The organism is Thalassospira profundimaris WP0211, assembly GCF_000300275.1.
Classification (GTDB): domain Bacteria; phylum Pseudomonadota; class Alphaproteobacteria; order Rhodospirillales; family Thalassospiraceae; genus Thalassospira; species Thalassospira profundimaris.
The window spans coordinates 97,017-123,329 of record NZ_AMRN01000012.1; the positions used below are offsets into that span (position 1 = coordinate 97,017).

Annotated in this window: 26 protein-coding genes and 1 other RNA gene; 15 read left to right on the top strand and 12 right to left on the bottom strand. The window is 54.3% G+C overall.

All coding sequences use genetic code 11. The annotated features are described in order from the left end of the window. The first annotated feature begins 32 nt into the window (after positions 1 to 32). The gene (locus TH2_RS18855) at positions 33 to 875 is read left to right on the top strand and encodes a DUF3750 domain-containing protein (protein ID WP_051007673.1); all 843 of its coding nucleotides are present in this window, start codon (positions 33 to 35) and stop codon (positions 873 to 875) included. Here the strand turns inward: TH2_RS18855 and TH2_RS18860 are convergent. Both TH2_RS18860 and TH2_RS18865 read right to left on the bottom strand, forming a co-directional pair. Beyond that, positions 872 to 1,396, bottom strand: coding sequence for a TspO/MBR family protein (locus tag TH2_RS18860; protein WP_008892045.1), 525 nt, complete (start codon positions 1,394 to 1,396; stop codon positions 872 to 874). The two genes, TH2_RS18855 and TH2_RS18860, sit on opposite strands and share 4 nt — an antisense overlap. Before the next feature lie 21 nt (positions 1,397 to 1,417). Continuing rightward, positions 1,418 to 2,584 carry an alpha/beta hydrolase gene (locus tag TH2_RS18865; protein WP_008892046.1) on the bottom strand — a complete coding sequence of 389 codons (1,167 nt, stop codon included), beginning with the start codon at positions 2,582 to 2,584 and terminating at the stop codon, positions 1,418 to 1,420. A 333-nt stretch (positions 2,585 to 2,917) separates the two neighbouring features. On the opposite strand from TH2_RS18865, the gene TH2_RS18870 reads away from it, so the two are divergent. Then, complete coding sequence (locus TH2_RS18870) at positions 2,918 to 4,609, top strand: methyl-accepting chemotaxis protein (protein ID WP_008892047.1); 1,692 nt, start codon at positions 2,918 to 2,920, stop codon at positions 4,607 to 4,609. An 88-nt stretch (positions 4,610 to 4,697) separates the two neighbouring features. On the opposite strand, the gene TH2_RS18875 is transcribed toward TH2_RS18870, so the two are convergent. Continuing rightward, positions 4,698 to 5,399, bottom strand: coding sequence for a glutathione binding-like protein (locus TH2_RS18875; RefSeq protein WP_008892048.1), 702 nt, complete (start codon positions 5,397 to 5,399; stop codon positions 4,698 to 4,700). 154 nt (positions 5,400 to 5,553) lie between these two features. Between TH2_RS18875 and TH2_RS18880 the strand changes: the two genes are divergently transcribed. Then, positions 5,554 to 6,246 carry a glutathione S-transferase family protein gene (locus TH2_RS18880; protein WP_008892049.1) on the top strand — a complete coding sequence of 231 codons (693 nt, stop codon included), beginning with the start codon at positions 5,554 to 5,556 and terminating at the stop codon, positions 6,244 to 6,246. Between the two features lie 80 nt (positions 6,247 to 6,326). Here the strand turns inward: TH2_RS18880 and TH2_RS18885 are convergent, their stop codons facing one another. Next, entirely contained in the window at positions 6,327 to 7,667 is a 1,341-nt protein-coding gene (locus TH2_RS18885; RefSeq protein WP_008892050.1) for an MFS transporter, read from the bottom strand. 449 nt (positions 7,668 to 8,116) lie between these two features. Between TH2_RS18885 and cyoA the strand changes: the two genes are divergently transcribed. The 5 genes from cyoA (at position 8,117) to TH2_RS18910 (ending at position 13,223) form a co-directional block, all read left to right on the top strand. Then, a complete protein-coding gene (gene cyoA / locus TH2_RS18890) occupies positions 8,117 to 9,247 on the top strand; it encodes a ubiquinol oxidase subunit II (RefSeq protein ID WP_165374901.1) in 1,131 nt (376 codons plus the stop codon). A gap of 89 nt (positions 9,248 to 9,336) precedes the next feature. Beyond that, a complete protein-coding gene (cyoB, locus tag TH2_RS18895; RefSeq protein WP_008892052.1) occupies positions 9,337 to 11,346 on the top strand; it encodes a cytochrome o ubiquinol oxidase subunit I in 2,010 nt (669 codons plus the stop codon). 10 nt (positions 11,347 to 11,356) lie between these two features. Then, the gene (cyoC, locus tag TH2_RS18900; protein ID WP_008892053.1) at positions 11,357 to 11,977 is read left to right on the top strand and encodes a cytochrome o ubiquinol oxidase subunit III; all 621 of its coding nucleotides are present in this window, start codon (positions 11,357 to 11,359) and stop codon (positions 11,975 to 11,977) included. After that, on the top strand, positions 11,974 to 12,354 hold the full coding sequence (locus TH2_RS18905; RefSeq protein ID WP_008892054.1) for a cytochrome o ubiquinol oxidase subunit IV: 381 nt from the start codon (positions 11,974 to 11,976) through the stop codon (positions 12,352 to 12,354). The genes cyoC and TH2_RS18905 overlap by 4 nt, the downstream gene beginning before the upstream one ends. A 146-nt stretch (positions 12,355 to 12,500) precedes the next feature. Then, the gene (locus TH2_RS18910; protein ID WP_008892055.1) at positions 12,501 to 13,223 is read left to right on the top strand and encodes an SURF1 family protein; all 723 of its coding nucleotides are present in this window, start codon (positions 12,501 to 12,503) and stop codon (positions 13,221 to 13,223) included. 8 nt (positions 13,224 to 13,231) lie between these two features. On the opposite strand, the gene TH2_RS18915 is transcribed toward TH2_RS18910, so the two are convergent. Continuing rightward, positions 13,232 to 14,485 carry a DUF2235 domain-containing protein gene (locus tag TH2_RS18915; protein ID WP_008892056.1) on the bottom strand — a complete coding sequence of 418 codons (1,254 nt, stop codon included), beginning with the start codon at positions 14,483 to 14,485 and terminating at the stop codon, positions 13,232 to 13,234. A 274-nt stretch (positions 14,486 to 14,759) separates the two neighbouring features. On the opposite strand from TH2_RS18915, the gene TH2_RS18920 reads away from it, so the two are divergent. Beyond that, positions 14,760 to 15,398, top strand: a complete 639-nt coding sequence (locus TH2_RS18920) for a glutathione S-transferase family protein (protein ID WP_008892057.1) — start codon at positions 14,760 to 14,762, stop codon at positions 15,396 to 15,398. Between the two features lie 92 nt (positions 15,399 to 15,490). Here the strand turns inward: TH2_RS18920 and TH2_RS18925 are convergent, their stop codons facing one another. From TH2_RS18925 to TH2_RS18945, 5 genes are all read right to left on the bottom strand, one after another. Beyond that, on the bottom strand, positions 15,491 to 16,048 hold the full coding sequence (locus tag TH2_RS18925) for a peroxiredoxin-like family protein (RefSeq protein ID WP_008892058.1): 558 nt from the start codon (positions 16,046 to 16,048) through the stop codon (positions 15,491 to 15,493). Positions 16,049 to 16,172: 124 nt separating this feature from the next. After that, positions 16,173 to 16,796 carry a class I SAM-dependent methyltransferase gene (locus TH2_RS18930; RefSeq protein WP_008892059.1) on the bottom strand — a complete coding sequence of 208 codons (624 nt, stop codon included), beginning with the start codon at positions 16,794 to 16,796 and terminating at the stop codon, positions 16,173 to 16,175. A gap of 109 nt (positions 16,797 to 16,905) precedes the next feature. Next, positions 16,906 to 17,487 carry a TetR/AcrR family transcriptional regulator gene (locus TH2_RS18935; RefSeq protein ID WP_008892060.1) on the bottom strand — a complete coding sequence of 194 codons (582 nt, stop codon included), beginning with the start codon at positions 17,485 to 17,487 and terminating at the stop codon, positions 16,906 to 16,908. A gap of 117 nt (positions 17,488 to 17,604) precedes the next feature. Next, positions 17,605 to 18,129: a dihydrofolate reductase gene (locus tag TH2_RS18940; RefSeq protein ID WP_008892061.1), complete on the bottom strand. Its 525-nt coding sequence runs from the start codon at positions 18,127 to 18,129 to the stop codon at positions 17,605 to 17,607. Beyond that, the gene (locus TH2_RS18945) at positions 18,129 to 18,923 is read right to left on the bottom strand and encodes a thymidylate synthase (RefSeq protein WP_008892062.1); all 795 of its coding nucleotides are present in this window, start codon (positions 18,921 to 18,923) and stop codon (positions 18,129 to 18,131) included. The genes TH2_RS18940 and TH2_RS18945 overlap by 1 nt, the downstream gene beginning before the upstream one ends. Before the next feature lie 206 nt (positions 18,924 to 19,129). Between TH2_RS18945 and TH2_RS18955 the strand changes: the two genes are divergently transcribed. From TH2_RS18955 to TH2_RS18970, 5 genes are all read left to right on the top strand, one after another. Beyond that, positions 19,130 to 19,693, top strand: coding sequence for a putative glycolipid-binding domain-containing protein (locus TH2_RS18955; protein WP_051007675.1), 564 nt, complete (start codon positions 19,130 to 19,132; stop codon positions 19,691 to 19,693). 77 nt (positions 19,694 to 19,770) lie between these two features. Beyond that, positions 19,771 to 20,138: a transfer-messenger RNA gene (gene ssrA, locus TH2_RS20830) on the top strand. Positions 20,139 to 20,277: 139 nt separating this feature from the next. Beyond that, the gene (locus tag TH2_RS18960; RefSeq protein WP_008892065.1) at positions 20,278 to 20,817 is read left to right on the top strand and encodes an SspB family protein; all 540 of its coding nucleotides are present in this window, start codon (positions 20,278 to 20,280) and stop codon (positions 20,815 to 20,817) included. 180 nt (positions 20,818 to 20,997) lie between these two features. Further along, a complete protein-coding gene (locus TH2_RS18965; RefSeq protein ID WP_008892066.1) occupies positions 20,998 to 22,614 on the top strand; it encodes a fumarate hydratase in 1,617 nt (538 codons plus the stop codon). 155 nt (positions 22,615 to 22,769) lie between these two features. Next, the gene (locus tag TH2_RS18970) at positions 22,770 to 23,690 is read left to right on the top strand and encodes a DMT family transporter (protein WP_008892067.1); all 921 of its coding nucleotides are present in this window, start codon (positions 22,770 to 22,772) and stop codon (positions 23,688 to 23,690) included. A gap of 12 nt (positions 23,691 to 23,702) precedes the next feature. On the opposite strand, the gene TH2_RS18975 is transcribed toward TH2_RS18970, so the two are convergent. Beyond that, on the bottom strand, positions 23,703 to 24,827 hold the full coding sequence (locus tag TH2_RS18975; protein ID WP_238538734.1) for an AbrB family transcriptional regulator: 1,125 nt from the start codon (positions 24,825 to 24,827) through the stop codon (positions 23,703 to 23,705). Positions 24,828 to 25,058: 231 nt separating this feature from the next. On the opposite strand from TH2_RS18975, the gene TH2_RS18980 reads away from it, so the two are divergent. Continuing rightward, the gene (locus TH2_RS18980) at positions 25,059 to 25,691 is read left to right on the top strand and encodes an alpha/beta family hydrolase (RefSeq protein WP_238538735.1); all 633 of its coding nucleotides are present in this window, start codon (positions 25,059 to 25,061) and stop codon (positions 25,689 to 25,691) included. A gap of 67 nt (positions 25,692 to 25,758) precedes the next feature. Here TH2_RS18980 and TH2_RS18985 read toward each other — a convergent pair whose 3' ends face one another. Continuing rightward, complete coding sequence (locus TH2_RS18985) at positions 25,759 to 26,196, bottom strand: VOC family protein (protein ID WP_008892070.1); 438 nt, start codon at positions 26,194 to 26,196, stop codon at positions 25,759 to 25,761. Positions 26,197 to 26,313: the final 117 nt, after the last annotated feature.

Genomic DNA, 26,313 nt, shown 5'->3' on the forward strand with positions numbered 1-26,313 from the left:
AGTCATGACCTGTTAGTTTGATTGGATCGACGTTGCGTAAAGGCAAAACCCTGTTTCTTGGTCTTTTGGCCGTTCTTGTCCTGCCATTTGGCATCAGCCTGGCAGAAGACCCGCCGGGTGAAAAAGCCAAGGAACGCTATACGTGGCGCAATGCGCCACGCCATTCTTCGGGTGTGGCGCCTGATGCGGTCGCCAACCGGGATCAGGCGATTGTCATGGTGATGGCGGCCGAAACATTTGGCTGGCGCGCCTATTTCGCGGTTCATCCATGGATTATCTATAAGCGTGCCGGTGAAACCCGATATACCCGCTATGACGTGGTGGGGTGGGGCAGCGGCAATGTGGTGCGCCAGAATTACGCGATCCCGGATGGTCTTTGGTATGGCTCGAAGCCGGAACTTCTGGCGGCCCATCGGGGCGAGGCGGCCGAAAAGCTGATCCCCGAGATCGAACAGGCGATCAAATCCTATCCGTTCCCGCGCGAATATCGCAGTTATCCGGGCCCGAACAGCAACACCTTTATCGCCCATATCGGCCGGGAAGTGCCGGGGTTGAACCTTGATATGCCAGCCAACGCAATCGGCAAGGATTATCGCCCGATCACAAATCCGGTTGGGCTTTCTTCCAGCGGACAGGGCGTGCAGGCCAACCTTTTGGGTGTCCTTGGTATGTCGCTTGGTCTGGAAGAAGGGATCGAGCTTAATCTGCTGGGGCTGAACTTCGGGATTGATTTCAACCGTCCGGCACTGCGTTTGCCATCGATTGGGCGATTGGGCATGGATAGTGTTGCGCAAACAACCGAAGCTTCGGAGCCCAACAGTGATCGTGCGGCCACCGAAACGGAAATTGATGTCGTCGCAGAACCAAGCAGTTAATTAAGCTGCCAGATCGCGGCATTGAGCAGGGTGGCAAAAGCCACCCAAAGGGCGTAGGGCACCAATAGCATCCCGGCCAGACGGTCAATCTTCCAGAACGCAACCATGTTGGCAATGATCAGGCCAAGCAGGATTACGATATCAATCAGGCCCAATAGGGGTGACTGCGCGCCAAAGAACAAAAACGACCATGCAAGGTTAAGCGTCAACTGACCTGCATAAAGGCCAAAGGCGCCTTTGGCGTTGGCGATGCCCACCTTGAGCCAGGCGCGCCAGCCGCTAAAGGCGATCATGAAATAAATGACGGTCCATACCGGGCCGAAAACCCAGTTGGGTGGGCGGAAGAACGGCTTGTTCAGTGCCGCATACCAGTCATTGACGCTGGTGGCTGTCACCGCCCCGCCAAATGCCGATATGATCAGACACAACACCATAAACGCAATCAGGGCAAACACACGGGTGCGATGGTTGGGGTGATGAATATGCCCTGCACTCATCATTTCCTGTTCGCTGTTGGTCATGGTGTTGACGGGTCCTTTGGCCTAGTTGGTGACGTCGCCGATTGCGTCGATCAAGGCATCGAAATAGGGGTTCCAGGTCAGTCGGGCATGGTACTTGCCCGGCTCCATATATCCCCATGCACTGCGCCAGAGCAGTGCTCGATCCGCTGGTCGTTCGATGTCTTCCTGACCGTTCTCGATGAAGACAAAGCTTCCCTTCGCACCGTAATACGGATTGTCGGGCGAGAACAGGGCGCTCAGATGTGAGAAACTACTGATCTGTTGATCGGGCAGATTGCTGTTGAGGTTCTCAATCCGGCTGTCGTTGCTTGGTGCGTTGACTTCATCATACCAGACCAGGCGTGAAGCCGGGTTGGTGAAATGCGTCTCAAAGCGATGAAGCATTGCAATTGGATCGAGCACACTGTCGTCCGCGCTCATGGTAACAAGGGCGGGGCGGTCAAACGGCTTTGCGTCAAGCGCATCATCGACGTCGGTGACGCTGCGGTAATAAAGTGCCGATGCCTTGGTCGACAGGGATTGATAGTTGATCACGTTGTCTTCCGGATCGGCATCGACCCAATCCCACAGATACTGGACCAGTGGTGTCAGGAATAACAGATCACTGCCCGGCTCGATGCCCGGCGAAAACAGCAACAGCCCGTCAATGTCCGGGTTCCGAGCAGCGTAACTGGTGACAAGATTGCCACCGGTTGAAAAACCACCCAGCCAGACTTCATCCACCTCGCGTTCCAGAAGCGCAACCTGATGGGCGACCGATCCCGTCCAGTCCTCATAATCGGGCAGGCTGAGATCACCCGGGCGGGTGCCGTGGCCAGGCAGCAACATCGACCGTGCGAGCCAGCCATCCTTGGCCATCGCCACTGCAATGTCGTGGAAGTACCAAGGGCTTGATCCCAGACCATGAACGAACAAAACCCCACGGCTGGGCTTATTTGCGTCCATTGGTTCAGGCCGAACTTCAAACGGAATGTTGCGCGCAATTTCCATTTCATGGTCATCGGTCAGAAAAACCCGATGGGAGGCGATCCAGTCACGCGTTTCAGATACGTAATCCTCGAAATTATCCTGCATGTAGGGCGGGATGCCGGGTGACTGATCATAAAGCGCGTTTTCTGGCGGGAATGCACAGGCCGCAAGCAGGCTTGCCGGGATCAGGGCCAACAGGATTGTGCGAAGTGGGCGCATGAGGTGTCCTTTGGCCAAGATGCTGAGAAATGATGTAAATTACTGAAATGACTACGTCAAATGTCGCACGACAGATCACTTGTTTGGGGCGTCTTATCGTGCGTTGGTGTGCCCGGATAGCGATAGGAAGATTATCGGATGCCAAGCTGAAATGGCAAGCAGCTGTGATGGCCGTCACAGCAAAGAGATAATGCATAATATATGCGATTCAATTGGTATGATGATTTGTGACATGGTCACGGGCTGCCGACTTCAGTGTTTGTGAAGTGGTTCTAAAACAAGAAAACCTTGCCGATACCTTGGCAAGGAATATCCAAGGGGAAGGGGAATGCCATGTTGTCACTGAGTTCGGTGAAAATCGGCACACGTATGCTGATTATTGTCGCGGGCGCGGTTCTTGCGGTGTTGCTGGTCGGGGCGTTCGGTCTGACCGAATTGCGCCAAAACATGCTTGAGGACCGCAAAACAAAAACGAAGAACCTTGTTGAATCCACAATCAATTTGATTGGTCATTATCATGCGCTGGAACAGTCCGGCGAAATGACCACCGAAGAGGCGCAAAATGCCGCCAAAGGCGCTGTTGCAGCCCTTCGTTATGATGAGAAGAACTATTTCTTTGTGTTTGATCACACACCGGTTCTTCTGATCCATGACATCAAGAAGGATCTTGTTGGCAAGAACTTGACCGACAATGTCGATGGATCGGGCAAATTCCTTTATCGCGAGTTCGTGCGCGTCGCCGAAGAGAAGGGCGAGGGTTTTGTCGATTATACCTACAAGGTCCCGAATTCGGATGATCTTCGTCCGAAGCTTTCATTCGTCAAGGATTTCAAACCGTGGGGCTGGATCGTCGCCACCGGCATTTACATCGATGATGTAAACGCTGTTTTCATGCAAATCATGCTGGTGATGGGTGGTGTTGCCTTGGCGATCCTGGTTGCGGTTGTTGGCGTCTCGTTGATGATCAGCCGCGGTATTACCCGCCCGCTTTTCGATATTTCGGAAAACATGCTGCGTCTGTCGCAGGGCGATCACAATATCGAGGTTAATTACACCCACCAGAAAAGCGAGATCGGCGATCTGGCACGGGCGATGGATATCTTCAAATCGAAAACCATCGAAATGGAAGAAATGCGCACCCAGCGTGAAGAGCAGGAACGCATCGCCGAAGAAGACAAGCGTGCGGCCCTTCGCAAAATGGCCGACAGTTTCGAAGCCAGTGTCGGGCAGGTTGTTGCCCAGGTGATCGAGGCATCGGGCAATATGCAAAGCTCTGCCAATGCGATGACCGATACCTCCAAGCAGGTCGGCGAACGTTCAACGGTTGTTTCGGCAGCATCGCAGGAAATGTCGACCAATGTGGAGACGGTTGCCTCGGCGGCTGAGGAACTGAGCACGTCTATTGCCGAAATCAGCAATCAGGTCGCCCAATCCGCAACCATCGCCAAAGGTGCTGTTCAAACCTCGGAAGAAACGCATCAGAAGATCGAATTGCTTGCAGAGGCGGCAAACCAGATCGGTGAAGTTGTTTCGCTGATCACCGACATTGCCGAGCAGACCAACCTTCTGGCCCTGAACGCAACGATCGAGGCCGCGCGTGCCGGTGATGCCGGCAAGGGCTTTGCTGTTGTCGCCAACGAGGTCAAGAACCTTGCAAACCAGACGGCAAAGGCAACCGAGGATATCCGGTCCCAGGTCAGCGACATTCAGGTCGCTACATCCAATGCCGTTAATGCGATTGCCGAAATTGCTGAGACCATCCGAAGCCTCGACGGGGCGACGACGACAATCGCATCCGCCGTTGAAGAGCAGGGGGCCGCAACCCAGGAAATCGCGCGCAACGTCGAACAGGCATCACACGGCAGCCGCGATGTATCTGAAAATATCTCGGGCGTGTCGACGGCAGCAAATGACGCCGAAAAGCTTTCGGGCGAGGTGCTTGGCCTTGCCGAGGGGCTTGGACGTCAGGCGGCTGTTCTGAACGAAGCTGTTGAATCGTTCCTGGCCGAAGTGCGTAACGCCTAAGCCTTAGAGACGATCACGCAAAACAAAACCGCCAGTCCTGCAACAGGGCTGGCGGTTTTTTCATGATCTTGTGGTTTGGTCCATCTGGTCAGGATTTCTGGGTGCTTTTCGCCGTTTGACCAAACAGGACCTTCTTGTCTTCTTCACTCATTTCGCCTGCGCGCAGACCTTCGCCAGCCTTATAGGCCGCAATCGTTGCCGGACGGGATTGTATGGCTTCGAACCAGCGTTTCAGGTTCGGGAACTCATTCAGGTCCTGCTGCTGTTTTTCGTGGCTGACTATCCATGGATAGCAGGCCATATCGGCAATCGTGTAGTCATCACCGGCAATGAATTTGCGGCCCTCAAGACGCTTGTTCAGAACGCCATAAAGACGGTTGGTCTCGTTGACATAACGGGTGATCGCGTACGGGATCTTTTCCGGTGCATAGGTGCCGAAATGATGGTTCTGACCGGCCATCGGGCCAAGGCCGCCCATCTGCCAGAACAGCCATTCCATCACCGTTTTGCGCCCGCGCACATCACTCGGGATGAACTTTCCGGTTTTCTCGGCCAGATATTGCAAGATGGCGCCAGACTCAAACACCGTAATGGCGTCGCCACCATCGGCCGGATCGTGATCAATGATCGCGGGCATGCGGTTGTTGGGCGAAAAGGCCAGGAATTCCGGTTTGAACTGATCGCCGGTACCGATATTGACCGGCACGATCTTGTAGTCCAGTCCGGCTTCTTCAAGGAACAGCGTGATTTTATGGCCGTTCGGGGTTGGCCAGTAATACAGATCAATCATGGGCCAAAGGCTCCTTTAAACTATTCGTGATGGCGAATTCGATAATCGAAGCTTGCCAATCAGGTTGTTATCGGTCAATTTAAAACGATCATTCCAAAATGCAAGAGCCGGTCACGCCATTGTGTAACGGCGATACCAGGCAAGGAGACGTGTCATGATCCGCTTCTATTACCACCCCACACCCAACCCGCAGAAAATCTCGATGATGCTTGAGGCATCCGGTTTGCCCTATGAGGTCCTGCCGGTTGATACCCGTAAAGGTCAGCAGCATGACCCGGCCTTCCGCGCCATCAACCCGAATGGCAAGGTCCCGGCAATTGTCGATACCGACGGGTCGGGGGGCAAGGAAGTGCGCGTGTTTGATTCAAATGCGATCCTGCTGTATCTCGCCGAAAAGTCCGGCAAGTTCCTGGGTAAGCCTGAAGATCGCGGTGAGTTCCTGTCGTGGTTGATGTTCATTGCCACCGGTCTGGGTCCGTTTTCAGGGCAGGCAGTGCATTTCCAGCATGTCGCACCTGAGGGCAGCGATTATGGCGTAAACCGTTATCGCAACGAAATCGCCCGCCATTATCAGGTGCTGGAAGACCATATGGAAGGTCGTGATTTCATCGTTGGTGATGAGATGACGATTGTTGATATCTCGGCCTGGGGCTGGATCGACAAGGCCCCGTTCGTGCACAAGAACCCGGATGTCTGGGACAAGTATCCCAACATCAAACGCTGGTTTGACGCGATCAACCGCCTGCCGGCAGCCGTCAGTGCGCGCGAGGTTGGCAAGGACCACACCTTTAAGACGGAAATGGACGAAGACGCAAAACGCGCCATGTTCCCGTCGAACTACGCATAAGCCGACGAAACGGCTCTGCAAACGAAAACACCCCGGCCAGATTGGCCGGGGTGTTTGCTTTACCGTATATGTCTTGGCAATCAGTCGGTGGTTTTTGCCCCGAACTGCTTGTTGAATTGCAGCACCAGCAGGGTGACAACCGCGCCCGAAAGCAGGTAGGCACCAACACCGGGCAGACCAAACTTGTCGCACAGATAAAGCGCGATCAGTGGTGCAAAACCAGCCCCCAGCAACCATGCAAGGTCGGATGTCAGGGCCGATCCGGTGTAGCGATATTCACGTTTGAAGTTGGATGCCAGTGTACCGGCCGCCTGACCAAAGCACAGGCCAAGAACCGCAAAGCCACCCAGAACAATCATGCCTTCATTGATGATGTTATAGGTGTAAAGCAGAGGGGTCAGGATCGCACCAAGCAGGATGATGCCCGCACTGTATCCCAGCAACCGGCGCCGGCCGAGCTGATCGGCAATAAAGCCCGATGCAACGATGCCAAAGGCACAGAGCACCGCGCCAACACCCTGGGTCAGCAGGAACTGCCCCGGATTGCCGTTGGCATAAAGATAAACCCAGCTGAGCGCAAAGACAGTGACCAGATGGAACAGGGCATAGCTGACCATTGGGACCAGCGCACCCAGCACAACGGTACGACCGTTATGTTTGAGTGTGTCGATGACACGCGCAGCTTCGAGCTCGTTCTTTTCAAGCAGATGGCCGAATTCCGAGGTGGCCACCAGACGCAGGCGGGCAAACAGCGCAACAACGTTGATTGCAAAGGCAACGAAGAACGCATAGCGCCAGCCAAAGGCCAGGAAGTCATCAGGATGAAGGGTCAATAGCAGGAAGGCAAACAGCGAAGATGCCAGCATGAAGCCAAGCGGTGCGCCCAACTGCGGGATCATCGCGTACCAACCCTTGCGGTTGTCCGGTGCGTTAAGGGCCAACAAGGACGCAAGACCATCCCATGCGCCACCCCATGCAAGACCTTGCAGGAAGCGGAAGGCACACAGAAGGTAAATCGCAACCACGCCTGCCGAGGCAAAGCTTGGCAAAAAGGCCATTGCGGCGGTGGACCCGCCAAGCAGGAACATGGCAATCGTCAGTTTGACGCCGCGACCATGCTGACGGTCAACGGTCATAAAGACAAGCGACCCGACAGGGCGTGCGATAAAGGCCAGAGAGAATATGGCAAAGGAATACATGGTGCCCATCAGTGCGGTTTCACCGGGAAACAGCAATTGCGGGAAGACCAGTACCGATGCGATGCAATAAACGAAGAAGTCGAAGAATTCAGATGTCCGGCCGATGATCACGCCAAGCGCGATTTGTCCCGGATCGTTGGTGGCGTCGGCATTGTGATGCCGCGCATCGCGTTCCAAACCCGAAGAGGTGGCGGTCGCGTAGTGTTCTGTTGTTTGGGTCACGCCGTTCTCCCTTATTCACTGGTCGGGCCTTTTGGCCCTAACTGCTTTTGATTGGATCACAAATCCGGCTCGAAGGACGATACGACTTTGGATCGAGTCTAAGTATAGACATGTGAATTGCAAACGTCAGTGTCAATTATTGTGATGCACCGCACAACGCGCGGTTTACATCCGAATGATAATTGTCATTACGACCCTGCTATGCGCCGCGGGTAGCTTGACATTGCTGCAACGCAGCTATAGCAATTCCCGCGAATTTCCGATTTGGCATTTTTTTGAAAAAAAATTGCTTTCTTTGTGCCCTTTCCGTGGATGTCTGGAATTATAATTCCTATATGCGTTTGCGGCAGGGTACGACGCGTGGCGATCTTTGGTGGGTCGCTATGCGGCTCGCAGGCATATGGTTGTCTGTGAGAACATCTTCCAGTGACTGAGGAAGTATGAAGCGCATGCTTTCAAAACTTGTACGTGGCGTCGCATTGACCTCAATGTTCTCGCTTCTGGCCGGTTGCAACCTTGTTGTGATCGATCCGTCGGGCGATATTGCCTCTCAGCAGGCCGACCTTATTATCGTATCAACCATCCTGATGCTGCTGATCATTGTTCCGGTCATGGCATTGACGGTCTTCTTTGCCTGGAAATACCGGCAGGGAAACAAGGATGCGGAATACGATCCCGAATGGCATCATTCCACCAAATTGGAAGTTGTCATCTGGTCTGCCCCGCTGGTGATCATTATTGCCCTTGGCGCGATTACGTGGGTTACGACCCATACGCTTGATCCGTATCGTCCGCTCGACCGTATTGATGCTGAACGTCCACTGCCAAAAGATCATGAGCCGATGGTGATTGAAGTCGTTTCTCTCGATTGGAAATGGCTGTTCCTGTATCCGGAACAGGGCATTGCGACTGTCAACGAACTCGCAGCTCCGGTCGATACGCCAATCCAGTTCAAAATCACCTCTTCGGGAATCATGAACTCGTTCTTCATTCCGGCTCTTGCGGGCCAGATTTATTCGATGGCGGGGATGGAAACAAAACTCCATGCCGTAATCAATGAAGAAGGTGTTTTTGACGGGTTCTCGGGGAACTACAGCGGTGAGGGGTTCTCTCATATGCGCTTTAAGTTCCACGGGCTGAGCCAAGACGGGTTTGATGCCTGGGTCGATAATGTGAAGGCCGATGAAAACCTTTTGGGGCGTTCGCAATATCTTGAGCTTGAAAAACCCAGCATCAAGGAACCGGTTCGGTACTTCAGCTCGGTAGATCCGGAACTTTACAACGCGATCCTCAACATGTGCGTTGACCAGTCGAAAATGTGCATGAACGAGATGATGCATATTGACGAAAATGGTGGCGGCGGTCTGGCCGGTATCAATAACGTCATGTCCTTGACCTATGACGTGCCGCAGATGCGTGGCAGTCAGCCATTGCCCGAAAGCAAGTCCTACGTTGCGACGCTTTGCACTGCACCGGAAGGTGGCTTGGCTGGTGAACTTGCGAACCTGCCGTTGTTTGACAATGAACAGGTCTCGCGTGCCATGAGTGTTGCGCCGTCAGGTGTTTCAACAGGGTTCTGAAGCAGTGCCGGTTGGTAAAAGCCAACCGGCCCTTCGCAGTTTTGGCATCGGCTACGATGCCTGTCTGCATTTGAAAGAAGAGTAATCCGATGTTCTCTAATCCGGACCTTTTACATTTTATATTTGGCCGGCTGTCACTTGATTCACTTCCGTTCCATGAACCGATCCTTGTGGTGACGTTTGCGGCGGTGGTTCTGGGCGGTATCGCTGTTGTCGGCGGTATCACCTATTTCCGCCTCTGGGGATATCTCTGGAACGAGTGGATCACGTCGATTGACCACAAAAAAATCGGCATTATGTACATCATATTGGCGCTTGTCATGCTTTTGCGTGGTTTCTCCGATGCGCTTATGATGCGTGCCCAGCAGGCGATGGCTTTTGGCGGCTCGGAAGGTTTCCTTCCCCCTGATCATTACGATCAGATATTCACCGCCCACGGCGTAATCATGATCTTCTTCGTGGCCATGCCGCTGGTGACGGGGCTTATGAACTTTGTCGTGCCGCTACAAATCGGCGCGCGTGACGTTGCGTTCCCGTTCCTGAATAATTTCAGCTTCTGGATGACCACCTGTGGTGCCGCGCTGATCATGGTGTCGCTGTTTGTCGGTGAGTTCGCGAAAACCGGCTGGCTGGCCTATCCGCCGCTGTCTGACATTGTCTACAGTCCGGGGGTCGGGGTCGATTATTATATCTGGGCCTTGCAGATTGCCGGTGTCGGGACGTTGCTGTCGGGGGTCAATCTGGTTGTGACCATCGTCAAAATGCGCGCACCGGGCATGTCCATGATGAAAATGCCGGTCTTTACCTGGACCGCGCTTTGCACCAACGTTCTGATCGTGGCTGCGTTCCCGGTTCTGACCGCTGTTCTGGTTCTGCTTGGTCTTGACCGCTATGCGGACACCAACTTCTTCACCAACGATCTTGGCGGTAACGCCATGATGTATATCAACCTGATCTGGATTTGGGGGCACCCGGAGGTGTACATCCTGATCCTGCCAGCGTTTGGTGTGTTTTCCGAAGTTGTGTCGACCTTCTGCCGCAAGCGTCTGTTTGGTTATAGCTCGATGGTTTATGCCACCGTGGTTATTACCATCCTGTCCTATATCGTGTGGCTGCACCACTTCTTCACCATGGGGTCCGGGGCAAGTGTGAATGCCTTCTTTGGCATTACCACCATGATCATCTCGATCCCGACCGGTGCGAAAGTCTTCAACTGGATGTTCACGATGTATAAGGGCCGCATCAGTTTTGATGTTCCGATGCTGTGGACCATCGGCTTTATGCTGACCTTTGTGATCGGGGGCATGACGGGTGTTATGCTTGCGGTTCCGCCGGCTGACTTTGTGTTGCATAACAGCCTGTTCCTGATTGCGCATTTCCATAACGTGATTATCGGTGGTGTGGTGTTCGGGATGTTTGCCGGTATCGTTTACTGGTTCCCCAAGGCATTTGGCTTCAAGCTTGATCCGTTCTGGGGCAAAATGTCCTTCTGGCTCTGGCTTGTCGGGTTCTATTTCGCCTTCATGCCGCTTTATGTTCTTGGTCTGATGGGGATTACCCGCCGCATGAGCCAATTTGACGATCCGTCGCTTCAGATCTGGTTCGTGATTGCCGCCTTTGGTGCGCTTCTGATTGCCGGTGGTATCGGTTCGTTCATTCTGTCGATCGTTGTTGCGGTGATCAAACGTGACAAGCTTCGTGATGAAACCGGTGACCCATGGGGGGATGGTCGTACGCTGGAATGGTCGACTTCGTCGCCGCCCCCAGCCTACAACTTTGCCTTTACCCCGGTTGTCCATGATCTTGATGCATGGGCCGACATGAAGAAACGTGGTTATGTCCGTCCGACGGAAGGCTTCCTGGATATCCATATGCCGAAAAATACCGGCGCTGGCTTTATCCTTGCTGCGATCTCGCTCGTTCTTGGCTTTGCACTTGTCTGGCACATCTGGTGGCTTGTTGCGGCAAGCTTCATCGTGCTGATCGTCGGTGCAATTGCCCATACCTTCAACTATGACCGCGATTATCACATCCCGGCATCTGAAGTCGTGGAAACCGAAGACGAACGTACTGCCCTTCTGGCAAAACAGCAGGCGTAAGGGAATGACAATGGCGAATAACACTGCCGCACAGACCGAAATGCCGGTCTTTTACCTGAAAGAAGAGCATCACCCGGAAACCGGGACGATGCTTGGCTTCTGGATCTATCTGATGAGCGATTGCCTCATCTTTGGGATTCTGTTTGCAACCTATGCCGTTATTGGCCAGAACTATGCCGCAGGTCCTTCGCCTGCTGATCTGTTTGATCTCGAACTGGTAGCGATCAACACGTCGATGTTGCTGTTTTCCTCGATCACCTATGGCTTTGCCATGCTGGCGATGGAAAAGGGCAGCATCAAGGGAACGCAGATTTGGCTGGCGATTACCGGCCTGTTTGGCGTCGCGTTCGTGGGGCTGGAAATCTATGAGTTCCATCACCTCTGGAGCCTGGGGGCGACCCCGATGCGCAGTGGTTTCCTCTCGGCGTTCTACACGCTGGTGGCGACCCACGGTTTGCATGTGACCTTTGGCATCATCTGGCTTGTGACCCTGATGGTTCAGGTCGCCCAGCGTGGCCTGATCGTTGAGAACAAGCGCCGTCTGATGTGCCTGTCGATGTTCTGGCACTTCCTTGACGTGATCTGGATCGGTGTCTTCTCCGTTGTTTACCTGCTGGGAGTTCTGGGATGAGCGCACATTCACACGCACATGATGACCATCATGATGGCGGGGCGTCGCATGGCACCTATAAAAGCTATGTGATCGGGTTCGTTCTGTCGGTCATTCTGACCGCGATCCCGTTCTGGCTTGTCATGGACGGTGTTCTGGACAGCAAGGTTGCAACCGCCCTTTGGGTGATGGGACTTGGTGTGATTCAGATCATTGTTCACATGGTCTATTTCCTGCACATGAACACCAAATCCGAAGGTGGCTGGAACTTCCTGGCGCTGATCTTCACCATCGTGATCGTGGCGATTGCCATCGCCGGGTCGCTGTGGGTAATGTATCACCTTAACACCAACATGATGCCGCAGATGGATCACGACATGATCCCGAGCTTCGGCTAGGGACTGCTTGATATGTAAAGGGGGCGCGATACCTTTAGGGGGATCGCGCCCTTTTTGTTTCACCAGATTGCCTTTTGAAAGAACCCGGCATGTCCGACACACCCGTTTCCCTTCCTGTAACAGAAAGCCCAAAAAAGGGCCCCTCCATGACAACCCGAATTGTTGTCCTGATGCTGGCCGCTATCCTGTTTTCCGGGTTCTGTGCTCTTGGATATTGGCAGGTCGAACGTCGGGCCTGGAAGCTTGATCTGATCGAACGGGTTGATGCGCGCGTGCATGGCGATGCGGTTGCCGCACCCACGCGTGATGACTGGGAAAATGTAACCCGCGCACGCGATGAATATCGCAAGGTCAGTGTGACGGGCACCTATCGCAACGATCTTGAAACGCAGGTCTATACTGCCACTGATTACGGGGCAGGATATTGGGTTCTGACACCGCTGATGCGGGATGACGGCACGATTGTCATGATCAACCGCGGCTTTGTTCCAACCGAAAAGCGTGCCCCGGATACGCGGGCTGAAGGCATGGTCGAAGGCGAAGTTACTGTCACCGGCCTGCTTCGCATCAACGAACCGGTCGGGACATTCATCCGTGATAACGTGCCGTCTGAGGAACGCTGGTATTCGCGCGATGTAAAGGCGATCGCGACCAAGCGGGGACTGGATGCAACCAACGTCGCGCCATATTTCGTTGACGGTGATGGGGCAGAAAACCCGGCCAAGCTGCCACTGGGTGGCCTGACCAAAATTCGCTTCCCCAATAACCATCTTACCTATGCGCTGACATGGTTTGGATTGGCATTGCTGACACTTGTGGCGGCGTGGATTGTACTACGCCCGCGCAAGAGATCAGATAGCGACGATTGATCCGCTAATTATTCCAAGGTCGACTGATCGGGCCATGGAATGTCCTTGCGCATGGTCGCGCCGCTCCAGTTGATGATGTTGGGCGTACGTTTGCCGGCATAATGGGCCTTAAGCACCGCATTCAGGTTGGGCGGGCGATACAGAACGCGTTCAAGCGACCCTTCGTGCGAATTGTCATGCAAAACGCCGGTCGAGATATTCCAACGTTCCAGTGCGCTGACATGGATGGCCTCATTGATCGTCTCAAGCCCTTCGGGGATGATGTTCCGCCGATCAAAGTTCGGACATTTGATGCGCAGTTTGTCCCAGAAGTTTCTGGTTTCCGGTGCAATCTGTTCGATCAGGCGCTGATAGGGATAAAGACGGGAGTCCGCATACATCATGGTGCGGCTTTCATACCCCCGCCCGTCGACTGACGGGGCCAGTTTGGTCTTAAGGTGCGACTCATCAAGCTTGAGCTTGGTGTGTTTCTTGACCCGCTTGATCATCCAGTCGAGCGTGATGTCAGATAGCCTGCAATCATCGTAAGACCCGCCAACATTGCTGTGCACGCCGGGAAACCAGACTTGTTCGACAATCTGTTTGTCCGGCAATTTGGTGCCCTTTTCCTTGACCCACAGCGTTGGGGAAAAGGCGCTGCGTTTCTCGTCAATCGCCATTGCATGCAGGGCAACCCGAACGTGCCCGCCAAGCTCCACGTCATGAAAATGATACTTGGCGGGGATCAGGCGGCGTCCAAGGTCGCCCGGAATGCCAAGCGACCCGACTGTGTCCCAAACGCCGACGCATTCAATTGGCACATCCGGTTGGGTTTCGATATCAAGGGTCGAAATTTTGGTACGTTTTGCCTCTGGCGATAAATCGGAGCTGGCAATTTTCGCGATATCGGTCTGAAGTGGATGGCCGAGATAGGGTGGTTTTAAAAGACCACAGAGCCCGATCAATCCCGCCAGACTGCGCGCGGTAAAGGCGCCACGCGAAAATCCAAAGATAAAGATCTCGTCGCCAGGTTGATAGTTGTTGCCAAGGAAGCGATAGCCATCAACGACGTTTTCAAGCAACCCGTTTCCAAACGCACCACCGCGAATTTTATCGATCACATCGCCAGTCCCGACCCCGCGATCATAAAACACGATCTGCGAAACATCCTTGTCGCTGCTCGGCACCGCACGCAGAAGTTTGACGACGTTGGTCGGTTCGGGTGTGTTGGCGGGCTCCTGCCAGGTGCCGTCGAAAAATACAATCAGTCTGCGTTTGGTCATGTGAAGTCCCCTGTGTGATGTGATGCCGGGCGACCTTCTTTGGATCATCTTGTGTGTCACTATACAACTCAAGGGTGATTTTATTAAGGAATATTAAATATAATAAAATGCTGTTGATGTGATGTGATGTGGTGGTCGTCTCGATGACCGACATCCTGCTGACATACAGCTGTCAGGAACCTGTCTGTCGTGTGGTTTACATTGTTGGGAAACAAGGGGAAATTGCCGCCGGATTTCAAACATAATCACACGCGCAAACGCAGGAGCCTTAAGAATGCCATCACAGCGGAACTTGACCTTTTATCACGCGGTACCATCACGCAGCGGTACCGTACATTGGATGTTGCAGGAACTGCGCATTCCGTTTGATGTCAAACTTGTCGACATCCGGGGTGGCGAAGGGCAAACGCCGGAATTCCTGGCCCTCAATCCGCTTGGCAAGGTGCCAACCATTGTGCATGGCGACACGGTCGTAACCGAGGCTGCCGCCATTTGCTGCTATCTGGCCGATCTGTATCCCGAGGCAGGCCTGGCCCCGGCACTGGATGATCCGAAACGCGGTGAATATCTGCGCTGGTTGTTCTTTTCACCGTCCACCATCGAGCCGGCCATGATCGACCGCGTGCGCCAGTACAAGGCAGAAGACAGCAGCCAGAATTCCTATCGCGATTGGGAAACGCTGGTGCCCATTCTGGTCGATTTTGTTGGCAAGGCCGACCCGTGGCTGATGGGGAAGAACTTCACCACTGTTGATGTGGTGTTTGGTTCGACCATTCGGTTTGGCTGCATGTTCGGCATTCTGCCGAAGTATCCGGAATTCGAGGCCTACATCGCCCGGATTGATGCCCGCCCAGCCTATCAGCGTGCACAGGAACTGGATGCACCGCATTTTGCCGCTGCAATGGCGGGTTGATCGTACCGATCCAATTGTATGAAGAATAAAAGGGCCGGTTCCTGCGCTTTGGAACCGGCCCTTTGGCATTTTATCGGCTTTCAGTCGTGGGTTTAGGGATTGGTATGATCAATCACTTCGCCGCGTGCCGGATAGTTTTTGGCAATCACGAAATCAAGCGCGCCAAGGATCTGATCGAACGCCGGGCGGGCAAACGGCATGGTCTGAACAGTCCCGAAATAAAGCGTGCCATCCGGACGCACCAAAAACAGTCCAGGTTCCGAGAAAACGGCAGGTTCTTCATAACCGCTTGAGGTCACACCGTTCGAGGTCGAGATATAAAGACCCCATTCACGCGCGTTATCAAGATCAAGGCCATAGCCAAGATCAATATTCTCAAGCTCCCACTTCGCCTTGGCTTCAGTCGCGCGATCTTCGCCATCGGACGAAACAACAACGACGTTCACGCCGCGCTTGGCAAAGTCTGCAAGCTTGGTATCGAGGTCCTTGAGGTACTTGCCACAGATCGGGCAATGCAGGCCGCGATAGAAAACGACCATGGTGAAGTTTTCCGGGCTTTGGTCAGCAAGCGACCATGTGCCGCCACCGACAAGCGGGACGGACAGGGATGGCACCTTTTGGCGCGGCATCAGCGGGGTAATTGCAGACATTTCGTTCCTCGTGACTTGGGTCAGGTTTAATTGAGATCAATTATGGAACGATCATTCTATAAATCAACAACAAAGAACCGCCATCACCGAACCGTGATGGCGGATGTTATCTCGGGAAGTGTTGTTATACCCGCTTGGCGACGATGAAACGTGATCCGGTGCTGGCCGGATAGGAGCCGGTTTCGATCACCTCAAACCCTGCAGAATGGATCATGCCCTCAAGGCGGGCATAATTCAGAAAATGAACGCGCGGCGCCTTGCCAAGTTTCTGCATGACCCAGATCAGGGGCTTGAGATACCAGAGCTTTTCACCAAGGCAGGGTGTTTTGGTAATGAGCATGCCACCCGGTTTGATGACTTTGTGCAGGGCGGCAATGGCATCTTCCGGCTGATCAAGCAAATGCAGGATGTTAAAGCCAAGCACCACGTCAAAGCGCTCTGCCCCTTGGGCGATGTCATCAATCGTCTTTTGGGCAAAGGTGACATTGTTGGTCGCCTGATCTTTGGCCTTGCCCTGGGCAATTTCGATCATGCGGGCTGAAATATCGGTGGCTGTCAGCTGCCCGACACTATGGGCAAGTTTCAGCGCCGTGGTGCCGGTCCCACAGCCGATTTCAAGCACGTTCTGGTCCGGGGAAAGATAGGCGCGCGTGCGATCAAGGGTTTGCGCATAGGCGGCTTCATTGCCGATTGGTTTGCGGGCGTATTTGTCGGCGGCCGAGTCCCAGAAAGTGTCGCTGCGTATCATGATATATCCGGCTTTTGCACCCGATGTGCGGGGATTGAAACAAGCGCGTGACTATCAAGGAGTGCAGGAAAATGCGCAACCAGAAACGGCTACGAAAAATCGCGCAGGTTTAGTCGAGTGCGGCCAGAATGGTTTCGCAATAGTCGTTCAAGGTTTCCTGATCCGCACCACGGCGCGACATCAGTTGAACCCCCTGAAACGAGCCAGCCAAGAAGCGCGCAAGGGCGCGGACATTCTTACCTTTGGCAATTTTGCCCTGACCAATTGCGCGGTTCAGTGCGGTGGCAAAGGTATCCTCGGCCCGACGGAATGCCTGATGGGCGATGGCGGCGGTTTCCGGGTCGTGCGGGGCAAGCTCCATGCCTGAATTCACCATCAGGCAGCCTTTGTGCCGTCCTTCTGCGGTGCCGGTTTTGGCCGCATCACGGAATGTCTTTTCAATCGCGGCGCGACCATCTTCGATGTTGCGCAGATCGGCAAAGCGTTCAGTGCTGATTTTCTGGCTGTAATGATCAAGGACGCGCAGAAACAGTGCCTTCTTGTCGCCAAAGCTTGCATACATGCTCGCCCGGTTCAGGCCTGTTTCATTGACCAGATCCTGAATAGAGGTCGCTTCAAACCCCTTGCTCCAGAAGATGTTCATGGCGTTATCAAGAACGCTTTCTTCATCAAACGCACGTGGCCGTGGCATTGGCAGTTCCTTCGATCAGATCCGTACTTTGGAACGAATGTTCTGTAATTGCTTTGAAGATGGGCTGACCTGGCCGCAAAATCAATAAGAGCTTGTGATTTGCCCGTAATCTTAGGTTTACGACGCGATCCGATCCAGCGTGACAAAGCTATAATCCGGGCCGTCAGGATTATCGATTTTCTGACGCTTGGTTTCGCGCCATTGATCGGCGGGCAGGGGATCAAGGAAGGTGTCGCCTTCGATCTCGGCATGGACTTCGGTCAGCTCGTAACGTGTCGTGAACGGCAGGGCGAGGTGATAAATCTGCGCACCTCCGCCAATGATCACTTCATTGACGCCATCGCGCACGGCGATTTCGTCGGCCAATTCAATGGCTTCTTCGATATTGTGACAAACCCTCACATTTTCGTGGTCAAAGGACCAGTCGGTGTCACGTGTGACAACAATCGATGTGCGTTTGGGAAGAGGACGGCCAATCGCCTCGAACGTCACGCGCCCGATGATCATCGGTTTGCCAAGGGTGAGCGCCTTGAACCGTTTGAGGTCTTCGGGCAATTCCCACGGCATCCAGCCATCCTTGCCAATCGCGCCATTGGCGGCCGCCGCAACCACGGCAACCCGTTCAACCTTGGGACCTGCCATCAGACAGCAACCTTGCCGGCAATGTGCGGATGCGGGTCATAGCCGGTCAGTTCGAAATCATCATACTTGAAATCAAAGATCGATTTGACGGCGGGATTGATCTTCATGGTCGGAAGCGGGCGGGTATCGCGCGACAGCTGTTTTTCGACCTGATCAAGATGGTTGGTGTAAAGATGCGCATCGCCAAGGGTATGGACAAAATCACCCACGTCCAGATCACAGACCTGCGCAATCATCATGGTAAGAAGCGCATATGATGCGATGTTAAACGGCACACCCAGGAAGATATCCGCACTGCGCTGATACAGCTGGCAGGACAATTTGCCATCGGCGACATAGAACTGGAACAGGCAGTGACACGGCGGCAGCGCCATGTTGGGCACATCGGCAACGTTCCAGGCCGACACGATCAGACGGCGGGAATCGGGATTGTTTTTGATCTGGTCAATCAGGCCGGTGATCTGGTCGATGGTTTCGCCATTCGCCCCGCGCCAGGAACGCCACTGGCCGCCATAGACCGGGCCAAGGTCGCCGTTTTCATCGGCCCATTCGTTCCAGATGCGCACGCCATTATCCTGCAGATATTTGACGTTAGTGTCGCCATCAAGGAACCACAGCAATTCATGAATGATCGATTTCAGATGCAGCTTTTTGGTCGTCACCAGCGGGAAACCCTTGGAAAGGTCAAAGCGCATCTGGTGACCAAAGATCGAAACCGTGCCAGTACCCGTCCGGTCTTCCTTGCGCGTGCCGGTGTCACGCACCAGACGCATCAGATCAAGATATTGCTGCATGCTCAGTCCTGCATTTTAAGAATCACTTTTGTCGCAGCATAGTCAGGTCGATGGTCACGGGCAAGCGACGCCATCCGATCTTTGCCGGGCCACTCGTTGAACTGTTTCTGCTGACAGGAGGTGTCAGGAGTGGTCAGGTAAACTTGGGAACAGTGGATATACTCAACTATCTGAATTTTGGGCGCGTTTGCCGTATGGGAGTGTTGATGTTGCAAAAAACTGTTCAGTGGGTCGATTGGGATGGAAACGGTCTTGAGCACTGTGTCTGTCAGTCTGATCCGGACGGGATAGAGCTTGAAGGAGTCGTGGTCGGGACGCGTCATGGTCACTATGGCGGGTCTTACCTTGTGGTGACGGATGCCATGTTTGCCACCCACGAAGTCAAGGTAAGTTATGTCGGCGGGGAGCAGATGCATGTGACCTCGGACGGTAAGGGAAACTGGTTTGACTGCATTGCAAAGCGGGAATTGCCGTCTTTGGCGGGGTGCTTTGATGTCGATATCGGCATAACGCCCGCGACAAACATGCTTCCGATCAAACGATTAAAACTGGCCGAGGGCGAAGCACGGGAAATTTCGGCGGCCTATGTCCCGCTTCCAAGCCAGATAGAGGGCGATTTCCTGCCACGTAGCGCGCCACAACGTTACACCTGTCTGATCCCGGATCGTCGTTACCGCTATGAGGGGCTGTTTCGCAATTTCTCAGCCGAGCTTGAGATCGATGATGCGGGGCTTGTGATCGATTATCCCGATACCTTCCGTCGGGTGTAATATCGCGTAAAACGGGAGATCGGACTTTGCCGGGCGCCGAAATGTTCCCGCAAAAATCAAAAAAAGTTTTCCCGATTCCCCTTGTGAAACGGGGGGCATTTGCCCTATATAGGGGCTGTCGGGGCAACCCGACTACGGCGCTAAACTGCGTGACAGAATAGGCTTTACGGACCCGGGGGCGGTACCCGGCGGCTCCACCAAATTTATCGGTTGTCCGACTCAGACAATCTTCGTGGGGCCGAAATAGGATCGACGTGAGCAGTAAAAGTCAATGTGGGCGCTCGGCATGGTACCACCGCATCGGGCCAATGTTTGTAAATGCAAACGACAACAATGCTCCGGTTGCTGTTGCCGCCTAAGCGGTACTAGCACCAAAGCGAAATTCCGATTGCCGGGAGCGGTAATTTGGTGGGGGACGGGGCACCTAGCAACAGAACGCCCCACTCTTGTATTTCTTTCCCGCTTCGTTATGAATAGAGTGATTATCAAACACGCCAAGATGTAATTGGCGTGCAGAGATGCTATATGACAATGACGGGACGCGCTGGACACTGCCGGTGGTTCCGCCAGATACAGGATTACTGATGCAAGAACCGGAAGAATTCCGCTACGATCTTATGGTCGACCAGGCGCTGCGCGGTGTGGTGAAAGATATCCTCGCGCGTGTGGCCGAAGAGGGCCTTTTCGGAGAGCATCACTATTACATCACGTTCCAGACCAACCATCCCGGTGTGGCCCTGCCTGAAAGTCAGCGCAAGGCGCATCCAGACAACATCACGGTTGTCCTGCAACACCGGTTCTGGGATCTGAAATCCGAAGATGATCACTTCTCGGTCGGAATGAGCTTTGATGGCATGCCGACCACGGTTGTCGTGCCCTATGACGCGATGCTGGCCTTTGTCGATCCGTCCGCGAACTTCATGCTGACATTCAGTGTCGAAGAAGAAATGGATGACGCAGATTTCGACTATGACGAAGATGATGATCTTGATGCCGATCTGATTGAAGGCGAAGACGGTGCGCCGACGCTCGTGACCGAGCCATCCAAATCGCGCAAAAAACCCAAGCCGGATGCAAATGAAACCGGCGAGGTCATCGCACTTGATGCGTTCCGCAAGAAATAGAAGATTTACAGGGCGGGCTTGATCCGCCCTTTTTCTTTGCCTGATCCCCGTTGATGTTTCCCGCGTCCGGGGCAGGGCGTATTACGCTAATGTATCGTGGCAATTTGATCCATTTGGCGCTAAAACCAGCCACACAAAGAACAAACCCACCTTGTTTTTGAGAGAGACGAGAACCTTCCGATGAGTGATTTTGTCTATAAACCCATGTTTGAGCAGGGGAAGGACACCACCCCTTACCGCAAGATCGGGGACGAGGGTGTTTCGACCGTTGACGTCAATGGCGAGACCTATTTGAAAGTCGAACCCGAGGCGATCGAGAAGCTGACCCTTCAGGCTTTCTTTGATTGCTCGCACCTTTTGCGTCCGGGGCACCTCGAACAGTTGCGCAAAATCCTTGATGACGAAGAAGCCACCCCGAATGACAAATTCGTGGCGATGGATCTTTTGAAAAACGCCTCCATCGCATCGGGCGGCGTTTTGCCGATGTGTCAGGATACCGGTACGGCCATCGTCATGGGCAAACGCGGTGGCAAGGTCATCACCGATGGTTCCGATGAAGAAGCCCTGTCCAAGGGCATCTGGCAGGCCTATCAGAAACACAATCTGCGGTTCTCGCAGGTATCGCCGAAAAATATGTTCGAGGAAAAGAACACCGGCTCGAACCTTCCGGCACAGATTGATCTCTATGCGACCAAGGGCGATGAATACAAATTCATGTTCATGGCCAAGGGCGGCGGGTCTGCCAACAAGACCTTCCTGTTCCAGCAGACCAAGGCACTGCTGAACCCGGAAAGCCTGCGCAAGTTTTTGGATGAAAAAATCCGCACGCTCGGCACCTCTGCCTGCCCGCCATACCATCTGGCGGTTGTCATTGGCGGTACCTCTGCCGAGGCGTGCCTTAAGACCGTGAAAATGGCGTCAGCCCGTTATTACGATAACCTTCCGACCGAAGGTGGCGATCATGGTCAGGCTTATCGCGATCTGGAATGGGAACAGAAAATCCTTGAGATGACCCGCGAAATGGGTATCGGCGCGCAGTTCGGCGGCAAGTATTTCTGCCACGATGTGCGCGTGATCCGTCTGCCGCGTCATGGTGCAAGCTGTCCGGTTGGCCTTGGTGTGTCGTGCTCTGCCGACCGTCAGATTCTGGGTAAAATCACCAAGGACGGTATCTTTATCGAGGATCTTGAACATGATCCGGCGAAGTACCTTCCGCATGTCACCGACGAGCATCTTGATGACGAAGTGGTCAAGGTTGACCTGAACCGTCCGATGGATGAAATCCGCAAGCAGCTGTCGCAATATCCGGTCAAGACCCGTCTGTCGCTGACCGGGACCGTGATTGTGGCCCGTGACATCGCGCATGCCAAAATCAAGGAACGCCTTGATGCCGGTGAAGAGATGCCGGAATACCTTAAAAACCATCCGGTTTATTATGCGGGTCCGGCCAAAACGCCCGAAGGCATGCCGTCTGGTTCATTCGGCCCGACCACGGCTGGGCGCATGGATGCCTATGTCGAACAGTTCCAGGCCGCTGGCGGTTCGTTCGTGATGCTGGCCAAGGGTAACCGTTCAAAGGCGGTCAAGGATGCCTGTGCGAAATATGGCGGGTTCTATCTTGGCTCCATCGGTGGTCCGGCAGCCCGTCTGGCGCAGGATTGCATCAAGAAGGTCGACGTTCACGAATATCCGGAACTTGGCATGGAAGCCGTCTGGAAGATCGAAGTCGAAGACTTCCCGGCCTTCATCGTCATTGATGACAAGGGCAACGATTTCTTTGCCGAATTCGGCATCTAATCAGAAATCTGTTCTCTGAATATGCAAACTGCGCGGGGGAAACCTCGCGCCGTTTTTTTTATCTTGCATAGCTGACCTCAGGTCAAAGGGGTTGCTGCGGTGCGCAAGAAATGCTCTGATTTGGGCAAAATCAACCCCTTACTGGATAACCTGTTATGTCTGAAACTTCCGCGCTCTCTGCCACCGGTGCGACGGAAAGCCGACTGGTTGGTGTGACTGCCGCACTTGCGACGGTTTGCATATGGGCCGGTTGGCTGATTGCCACCCGCTATGCCATGACGTCAAGCTTTACCGCTGTTGATATTGGCCTGATGCGCTTTGTTGTGCCTTTTGTCCTGCTTGCCCCGATCTGGATTAGAAAAGGCATCTGGCCCAAGGGCCTTTCAATGACCAATGGTCTTTTGATGATCGTTGGTTCCGGTGCGTTTTACACCCTGATGGTTGCAAGCGCCCTTGAGTTTGTCCCGGCAAGCCATGTTGGCATTCTTTTGCCCGGTGTCATGGCCGTGTGGGCGGTTCTGATTGCGATGCTTTTGTTTGGTGAACGTCCGGGCAAGGTCCGCATCGTTGGTTATGCCGCCGTGGTGATTGGCGTGGCTTCGCTTGTGGCCCTGAAACCGGCCGGAGTGATCAGTGATGACATGCTGATGGGCTATGGCCTTGTTTCGGCCGGGGCCTTTATGTGGGCGTGCTATACCCATGCGATGCGTCAAAGCGGCCTTGGCGCGCTTGAAGCCGCATCCTTTGTCGGTTTCTGGTCGTTTGTCGTGATGGCGATTATTGCGCTGTTTACCGGCACCACCATTGGCGATGCCCCGATGGGGGATATCATGATGTTGCTGACCGCTCAGGGGCTTTTGGCCGGATGTGTTGCCGTCATCACCTATGGCCTTGCCGTGCGCCATATCGGATCGACCGGTGCATCTGCCTTCGGCGCGATGACACCGGCCCTGACTGCGCTTGGCGGTGTGATCCTGTTGGGGGAACCGGGCAACCTGGCACTGGTTTTGGCGGTGGTTCTGGTGATCCTTGGCGTGATGACCGCATCGGGTGTGTTTCGTCGCATTCGGGTTTAGGTCCGATACATTTTATTGCCCGGCGTTCTGACCTGTTAAATGGGCGGTGCGCCGGGCGACCAGCCGTGCCAGTGGAGGGCCAAAGGCCAGCACCATGAAAAAGCGTGTTGCCTGCAGCACGAGGATGAAGGACAGGTCGACATTCGTGCTGGCCGCGATAATGGCAACGGAATCAAGACCGCCCGGGCTGGTGGCGAGATAGGCGGTCAGTGGATCGACATCCATGAAATACACCAAAAGCCCCGAAATCCCGGCACAGAAGCCGATCAGTACAAAGATCGATAACAGGATTTTGGGAAGTGCGTGTGCTGCGTGGCGCAGGACCGGCGGGGTGAATTTCAAACCGATTACCCAGCCGATCATGGCATAGGTCAGGCCGAGAAACCATTCCGGCAGGACGACATCGAAAAAGCCGCTGACATGCAGGATCATGGTCACAATGATCGGCACCAGAAGCGGACCGGATGGCAGACGTACTTTTTGGCCGACAAAGCAGCAGGCAACCACCAGACTGAGTGTCAGGGCAAAACCGACCGGGTCAAAAGCCGGGAACCAGTCATGGGGCCCCATGGCAGCCAGCGTTTCCGGATCAACCCAGAAATTGGCGACACTGGACGCGACACCGACAACGATCACCACACGCACATACTGCATGAAGGCCACCAGCCTTGCATCCGCGCCAAAGGCGTCTGCCATGATGACCATGGCCGATGCCGCACCGGGCGTTGATCCCCAGATGCCTGCGGTTCCGGGCAGGACCTGTTTGACGCACAGGATCCAACCCAAGAAGCTGCTGGCAAGCAAAGTGATGCCGGTAACGCCAAGGATCATCGGCCAGTCTGTGGCAAAGGATGTCAAAATCCCGATGGTCATCGAACCGCCGATCATCACGCCCAACACCGATTGTGCGCCAAGATACAGTTGCTTGGGGGCGGCAATGGTTGCACCGTTGGTGCCCATCAGAATGCCAATGATCATCGGCCCCACCAGAAGTGAGGCCGGGACTTGCCAATGATGGAGCAGAACCGAAAACACGACGGAGGTGGAAATCAGCAATAACCACTGAACCGGTTTCGGCAGACGGCCGAGCCGTTCCTTGGGGGGAGTTATGATCAGTGACGTTGGTTCGGATGACACGATGCGGCCTTTGTCATTTATGGAAGGCATCTGATCGCGGGTGGCGCGATGTGATGGCGTGCTGGCGCCTGTGGGGCGGCGTCAAGGTGGGGATCACAATTATAGCCAGCTTGCGCGATGGATGCGAGTATTTGCGTGATCCCGCCGGATGAGGGCCATGTCGGACTTGGAGAATATCGCCAGGTTCTGTATGACGTTAAGCAATATACTGCAGTCTGTGGGGAACCTGTTTTGAGCACCGATCCGATCCAGTTTCAGTTTGATGGCGATGAAGATGCTGCCCGAACGATTGTTCTGGCCCATGGGGCAGGGGCCGCTATGGACAGCCCGTTCATGAACGAAATAGCCGGCGAACTGGCCAAGGCGGGTTTACGCGTTGCACGCTTTGAGTTCCCCTATATGGCCAAACGCCGAATTGATGGCAAAAAGCGCGGGCCGGATCGGGCACCGGTTTTGATCGAGTATTACGGTGAAGTTGTTCGCGCAGTTGGCGGTCCAGAGAAGTTGATCATCGGCGGAAAGTCCATGGGCGGACGGATCGCCAGCATGGTGGCAGATGATCTTGGTGTCGCCGGTCTTGTCTGTCTTGGCTATCCGTTCCATCCACCGGGCGAACCTGAAAACCTGCGTACAGAACACCTTAAAACCCTGAAAACGCCGAGCCTGATTTGTCATGGCACGCGCGATCCGTTTGGCAGTCCGGATGAGATTGCGGGTTACGGGCTTTCGGACCGTATTGCGCTTCACTGGGTTGAAGACGGCGAACATGACTTCAAGCCACGCAAAAGTTCCGGACGTACCCAAAGTCAGAACATTGCCGATGCCGCGACGGCGATATCCCGGTTTGCAAAGATGCTCGGTTAGAAGAAACGGCCCGCCACTTGGGCAGGCCGTTGGCAGAAAGTTTGTAGGGCTTGGTGCGCGAGGGAGGTCAGGCAAGTACGCCTTCGCCGGTTTCCTTGAACTGCTGGGCATATTCCGGGGAAAGTTCGGCGGTGGCACTTGCGATGTCGATGCGCACGCCATTGGGATCAAGAAGGGCAAAATGGCGCTGGCCCCATGGCTCATCGCGAAGATCAAGGGCGAATTCAAACCCGGCTTCACGCAATTCATCTGCCGCATCGCGGGCTTCTTCGACTTCCAGCGTAAGAACCGTTCCTTCGCCGATGGTGGCCGCCTGGAACATGGCCGGCTGGGTTTCGTGACCTTGCTTCATTAGGCCAAGCTGAACGGATGGTGCGCACGGCCAGACAAGCTGGCAATACCAGTCACCGTCAAAGACCGGTGTGAAGCCGAGCTTTTTGTAAAAGGCGCGGCTTTGGGTGAATTTTTCGGTGATGATGATCTGATAGGCGTTGGTGACTTTCATCGTCATGCTCCTGACGTTGGGGGTTAATCCTGTCCCGATTTGTCAATGGTTGCACATCCCTCCTGACAGGAGCCTGTCAGGAGCGGTATGATAATTTTTGGGGCAGGATGACAAAGG

Excerpts from the sequence above, each read along its gene's own strand:
- TH2_RS18860 (WP_008892045.1), bottom strand. The coding sequence starts at position 1,396 with ATGACCAACAGCGAACAGGAAATGATGAGTGCAGGGCATATTCATCAC.
- TH2_RS18865 (WP_008892046.1), bottom strand. The coding sequence starts at position 2,584 with ATGCGCCCACTTCGCACAATCCTGTTGGCCCTGATCCCGGCAAGCCTG.
- TH2_RS18870 (WP_008892047.1), top strand. The coding sequence starts at position 2,918 with ATGTTGTCACTGAGTTCGGTGAAAATCGGCACACGTATGCTGATTATT.
- TH2_RS18875 (WP_008892048.1), bottom strand. The coding sequence starts at position 5,399 with ATGATTGATCTGTATTACTGGCCAACCCCGAACGGCCATAAAATCACG.
- TH2_RS18880 (WP_008892049.1), top strand. The coding sequence starts at position 5,554 with ATGATCCGCTTCTATTACCACCCCACACCCAACCCGCAGAAAATCTCG.
- cyoA (WP_165374901.1), top strand. The coding sequence starts at position 8,117 with ATGCTTTCAAAACTTGTACGTGGCGTCGCATTGACCTCAATGTTCTCG.
- cyoB (WP_008892052.1), top strand. The coding sequence starts at position 9,337 with ATGTTCTCTAATCCGGACCTTTTACATTTTATATTTGGCCGGCTGTCA.
- cyoC (WP_008892053.1), top strand. The coding sequence starts at position 11,357 with ATGGCGAATAACACTGCCGCACAGACCGAAATGCCGGTCTTTTACCTG.
- TH2_RS18905 (WP_008892054.1), top strand. The coding sequence starts at position 11,974 with ATGAGCGCACATTCACACGCACATGATGACCATCATGATGGCGGGGCG.
- TH2_RS18910 (WP_008892055.1), top strand. The coding sequence starts at position 12,501 with ATGACAACCCGAATTGTTGTCCTGATGCTGGCCGCTATCCTGTTTTCC.
- TH2_RS18915 (WP_008892056.1), bottom strand. The coding sequence starts at position 14,485 with ATGACCAAACGCAGACTGATTGTATTTTTCGACGGCACCTGGCAGGAG.
- TH2_RS18920 (WP_008892057.1), top strand. The coding sequence starts at position 14,760 with ATGCCATCACAGCGGAACTTGACCTTTTATCACGCGGTACCATCACGC.
- TH2_RS18925 (WP_008892058.1), bottom strand. The coding sequence starts at position 16,048 with ATGTCTGCAATTACCCCGCTGATGCCGCGCCAAAAGGTGCCATCCCTG.
- TH2_RS18930 (WP_008892059.1), bottom strand. The coding sequence starts at position 16,796 with ATGATACGCAGCGACACTTTCTGGGACTCGGCCGCCGACAAATACGCC.
- TH2_RS18935 (WP_008892060.1), bottom strand. The coding sequence starts at position 17,487 with ATGCCACGGCCACGTGCGTTTGATGAAGAAAGCGTTCTTGATAACGCC.
- TH2_RS18940 (WP_008892061.1), bottom strand. The coding sequence starts at position 18,129 with ATGGCAGGTCCCAAGGTTGAACGGGTTGCCGTGGTTGCGGCGGCCGCC.
- TH2_RS18945 (WP_008892062.1), bottom strand. The coding sequence starts at position 18,923 with ATGCAGCAATATCTTGATCTGATGCGTCTGGTGCGTGACACCGGCACG.
- TH2_RS18955 (WP_051007675.1), top strand. The coding sequence starts at position 19,130 with ATGTTGCAAAAAACTGTTCAGTGGGTCGATTGGGATGGAAACGGTCTT.
- TH2_RS18960 (WP_008892065.1), top strand. The coding sequence starts at position 20,278 with ATGCAAGAACCGGAAGAATTCCGCTACGATCTTATGGTCGACCAGGCG.
- TH2_RS18965 (WP_008892066.1), top strand. The coding sequence starts at position 20,998 with ATGAGTGATTTTGTCTATAAACCCATGTTTGAGCAGGGGAAGGACACC.
- TH2_RS18970 (WP_008892067.1), top strand. The coding sequence starts at position 22,770 with ATGTCTGAAACTTCCGCGCTCTCTGCCACCGGTGCGACGGAAAGCCGA.
- TH2_RS18985 (WP_008892070.1), bottom strand. The coding sequence starts at position 26,196 with ATGAAAGTCACCAACGCCTATCAGATCATCATCACCGAAAAATTCACC.